General features: G+C 66.9%; 4 protein-coding genes. 3 read left to right on the top strand and 1 reads right to left on the bottom strand.

The window, feature by feature from the left end; translation table 11 throughout:
- Nucleotides 1–435: 435 nt before the first annotated feature.
- Nucleotides 436–777, bottom strand: a complete 342-nt coding sequence (locus ABD901_RS58145) for a hypothetical protein (protein ID WP_345144897.1) — start codon at nucleotides 775–777, stop codon at nucleotides 436–438.
- A gap of 78 nt (nucleotides 778–855) precedes the next feature.
- Between ABD901_RS58145 and ABD901_RS58140 the strand changes: the two genes are divergently transcribed.
- The 3 genes from ABD901_RS58140 (at nucleotide 856) to ABD901_RS58130 (ending at nucleotide 4,156) form a co-directional block, all read left to right on the top strand.
- A complete protein-coding gene (locus tag ABD901_RS58140; RefSeq protein ID WP_345144895.1) occupies nucleotides 856–1,365 on the top strand; it encodes a hypothetical protein in 510 nt (169 codons plus the stop codon).
- 206 nt (nucleotides 1,366–1,571) lie between these two features.
- Entirely contained in the window at nucleotides 1,572–1,997 is a 426-nt protein-coding gene (locus ABD901_RS58135) for a hypothetical protein (protein ID WP_345144893.1), read from the top strand.
- Nucleotides 1,998–2,197: 200 nt separating this feature from the next.
- A complete protein-coding gene (locus ABD901_RS58130) occupies nucleotides 2,198–4,156 on the top strand; it encodes a hypothetical protein (RefSeq protein WP_345144891.1) in 1,959 nt (652 codons plus the stop codon).
- Nucleotides 4,157–4,281: the final 125 nt, after the last annotated feature.

The raw sequence follows: 4,281 nt of genomic DNA, 5'->3' as shown, positions 1-4,281 counted from the left end.
CCCCACGTGAGGAAGTAGCGCTCGCCACCGTCGGCAAGCGTCACCTTGACCGCGATCACATCGTCCACGAAGGGCAGCATGCCTTCAGAGCGTTGACACACACAACCAAGATTCACTGCGCGCTCATGCCGCTGTCCGAGCGCGGTGTTCGCCGCCGCGCCCGTCACCATCGGTAACGGCTTCTGCCTAGTTCGAGCATCCGACTCTGCCGAAGAGCGAGCGTTGGGTGGGCTGGCGAATCAAGCAGCCCGGATGTCGAGCAGTTCGGGCGATGGAAGTACTGAGCAGACCATTGGGCGAGGAGACGATGATCGTCATCGGTGAACGATCCACGACGGCGGATCGTCACGAAGCGAGGGTCTCGAACCTTCGGGAGGATCATGACTTGTACTGCGTTCGACGCGCGTCGGCGCCACTGAGTGCGGTGTCTTCTGGCTACCAGTCAGCCGTTTGGCGCAGGGAGCGGTCCAATGTGTTCATCAGCTGGGCGACACGATTGCTGCCGCTCGCCGTGAGCGGGTAGCAGTCGAGCACGTCGATGAGCACCGGCGTCGCACGCCGTCCCGACCGTTCCAGCAAAGGCATCCCGATCGCAGGGTCACCGCCGGCCTCGATCTCTGCGATGCGCGCTGCGTCCGCGGCGGCTCGCAGGATGTGGCCGACCTGGTGGCCTTGGCGATGGGTGCAGGTATGCGGCCGATCGATAGTGCGCGCCGGCTCGGGAGGTGTGGTGCAGCCCGGTTGGTGGGGTGAGTCGTAGCGGTGGGTTGCATGCATGCGGCGGGGCCATCGCACGTTGGCGCAGCGGACGTCGGTGGGGCAGCGGATCGCGGCCGGCACTCCTAGCCTGGTTCCGTGAAGAAGACAGCCGTGCTGTTGGTGTCGGTGGTGGTCGCGGTCGTCGGGCTGGCCGCCTGTACCCGCCCGGCCAACCCGGATCCCGCGCTGGAGCCGTTCGTGATGGAGACCATCGGCGGGGAGGTGGCGTCCTACGACCGGCTGGTCGGCGCGTGGCATTCGACGGAGTACGGCGAGCCGTTCGTCGAGGTCTCGATCCGTGAAGGTTGGAGCATTCATCTCCGCGGGCGGTGTACCGGATCGGGCAAACTCAAGGCGCACGTGACCGCCGGAAGCCTGTCCTTCTCGGATGCCTGGACCTGCGACGGGCAGTGGCAGTTCCTGATGATGTTCTTCCCGGCCAATGAGACGATGGTCGGCCGCATTTACCTCGGCCCCTTCACCGTGGCCCTCGACCGCGCGGACACCATCACCTCGTGGGACGTCGAGGCCTACTCGACGGAGCCGACCCCATCGCTCGGCCCGAGCCTCTCGCCATACCCGCCCCCGTCTCGGCTGCGCGCCTGATACGCCACGCTGACCGCGCAACCAGCACCCGAACCTGGCCTGCAACAGCCAAGCAACGGCTGAGGCTCAGTGCCGCCTTAATGACGTGCACGCTCATGCCGCGATCCGCTCGTTACGAAACGTCACGGCGAGATGGTTGGCCAGTTTTCCTGACATGCCGAAGAGCGGATAGGCGCGTGGGTACCTGTCGGTAGAGAATCCGGATCATGCTACGGAGGCGCAAGCGCTCAAAGCCGGAGGCGGCCTCGACGCCTGGCGAGCCGATCATCTCGCCGCAGAGGATCGCCATCGATCACATCATGGCGCCGCTGCGGACCAACATGCCCAACGCCGGAGACTTCAGCTTCGAGGCGATCAAGGCGTTGGAGAACCCAGTGCCGATGATCGTGACGAACGGCGGGGAGTCGCTGCTGGAGCTGTGGCTCGAGCCCTTTGGTCAGGACTACTGGCTCCTGCCTGGAGAAACCGTCACGGTCACGTCCTACGGAAGCTGGAACGACCACCCGTTCGAAACCCTCCACGAAACCAATCGGTTGACGGTCTGGGCCACCTCATGGTTCGCCACAGTCTGTGACGGCAACGGCGACGAGGTCCCTGGCGGGCGCAACCGACCGCCGGAAGCCAACGCATGACCGCGACAGTGCTGCACTGATCTCCCGCCGACCGCGAGCGCAAGGTCGGCGAACTCCGTCACGCCGCGTGACGAGCGTCCGGCGCCAGCCGGTGCGCTGAACTGCCGGGAAGCGGATACGTGATCACATTGCGCGTCGGGACACTCTTGAGCAAGGATCGAGCTCATGATCTACGGAAAGGGCGCCCTGCGCCTCGCAGCGTGAACAGCCTGGCGCCGGCGGTGTCGCCGGACGGCTGGGGGTGGTTGGAAGCGGGCATCGTCTCGGGCGATCTGCTGGTCCCTGGTAATCATGCGCGGTCTTGGATGTTCGGCACGGTCCAGGCCGACTCGGACGGGTCGACGACCCATCGTCTGCTGGCATTTACGACCGATGGCCGCGCATTGGTGCGCCTGACGGTTTTTGAGTTGCTGGCCCAGTTGTGTTTCCGGCATTCCGAGTGGCCTGTGGTGGCATTTGCCGCCGAGTCGGCCTTGTGTGACGCGAACCTGGCGGTGCGGCGTACCGCGGCGGCGTTGCTGGTGCACACCGGCGAACCCGATCGGGCCATGGCGGCGTTGAACGCCTCGACCGATCCGGTCGTCCGGATCGCCCTCCTGCACGCCGTACTCCGGCGCAAGATCCCGGGGCATCAAGCGACCCTCGAACGCCTGCGGTCGGATCCGGTTCCGGCCGTTCGGCTGTTGGCCAACATCGCGGTGTTGAGCAGGGAAGACTCGGCGGCCTGGCCGGCGTTGGACGCCGCGATCCGGGCCGATCTCAAAGCCTCCATCGGTGTCCTGAACGCGCCGGAATCCCGTTTTGCGGAGACTGCGGGTGAGCTCTGGGCTCGGGCGATGATCGGTCTCGACCGGGAGCAGGACTGCTGTGCCTGGGCGGAACGGCTGGCGAACCCGGCCGAGAGCCCGCAGGTCAGGCTCGAAGGCGTACGGATAGCGGTTGCGGCGATGCGTGCGTGGCGTGCCGCGCCCGGCCGGGTGGCGCCGATACTGACCGGTCTGCTCGGGGAGGAGCCTGCTGAGGTGGGGTCGACGGCGCTCAGAGCGTTGGCGTTGTCGTTGACCGCGTCCCGGCTGCGCGCCGACGATCTCGCGGCGGTGATGGACGACCCTGAGCTCGGCGCGGTGGCCGCCACCGCGCTGGGCTGTGTCGGCGACCACCGCGCGGTGCCGCATCTGGTACGGCTGATGCTCTCCGACAGTGACGAGCCCCGGCTGGCGGAGGCGTTCCGGGCGGTTGCTCGGGCAGGCGCTGACCCGCAGGCGCCGGTGGCCGCTGCCCGGCAGATCCTGGCGGCGCTGCCGGCTTCCTGCTCGCCGGAACTGCCGATGCGCGTGCTGGCCGCGTTCGGTCCGGCTGCGGCTGCAGCCGTGCCGGAGCTCATCGCCAGGCTCGAGGGAGCCGAGAACGACACTCCGGATTGGGCGTTCTACGTCCTGGGACAGATCGGTCCCGCCGCCGCAGCTGCGGCCCCGGAGCTGCGGGACTACCCGACGCAAGGCGCGACGTCCGCCCTTCTCAATGTGACGTCGGACCGGGCCGTGGCCGAACGGTATCTTGCCGGACGTCCGGAAGAACTTCGCCGTGACCGCTTTGCATCGCAGCTGCTGACCTGGCTCGCCGAGCACGGCGGGCTCACCGTCCGCCAGCACAAGCAACTGCGGAGTCTGTTCAGGGTTCCCGGATTCGAGCAGGTGGAATCGGCCGGCGCACTGTGGCTGCACGAAGGTCCCGCAGTCGCCGACGAACTGCTGGCGGTCCTGCCGAAGTACCTGTCCGACGACCTGCACGGGCCCAAGGTGCTGCGGGTGTTCACCGCGATGGGGTCACATGCCCGGCCGATACTCGACCGGCTGGATCGGTTCATAGCCTTGCGGCGTCGAGCGGGGCTCAATATCGGCGATGACGACGCCGAGATACGCGCGGACGAGATGTTGCTCGCCGCGACCATCGCCGCCCGCGAGCGAATCGCCGGATCACTTCCGCACGAGGAGGGTCCAGTCACCGAATGGGCATACTCTTCTGCCGCGATCCGCGCGCTACAGACCGTGATGGCCCAGCTGGCGGCCCGGCGCACGGATCTGCCGAGAAGCGGATGTTGCCGGGTTGGTGAGGTGACGCTCGGAGGGTGTACGACGCCGTGCAATCAACTCTTTTGAGGCCCTCCTGACTGATCCGTGGGCCAGTTGGTGGTCATCTGGGGAGTACGGGGCGGTATCCGCTGAGGCTGAGCATGGCGAGGGCGATGATGGCTTCGGCAGAGTGGAATCCGAAGGCTCTGCGA

Source organism: Dactylosporangium darangshiense, from assembly GCF_039537565.1.
Taxonomy (GTDB): Bacteria; Actinomycetota; Actinomycetes; order Mycobacteriales; family Micromonosporaceae; genus Dactylosporangium; species Dactylosporangium darangshiense.
This window is presented reverse-complemented; position numbering and strand designations above follow the sequence as displayed.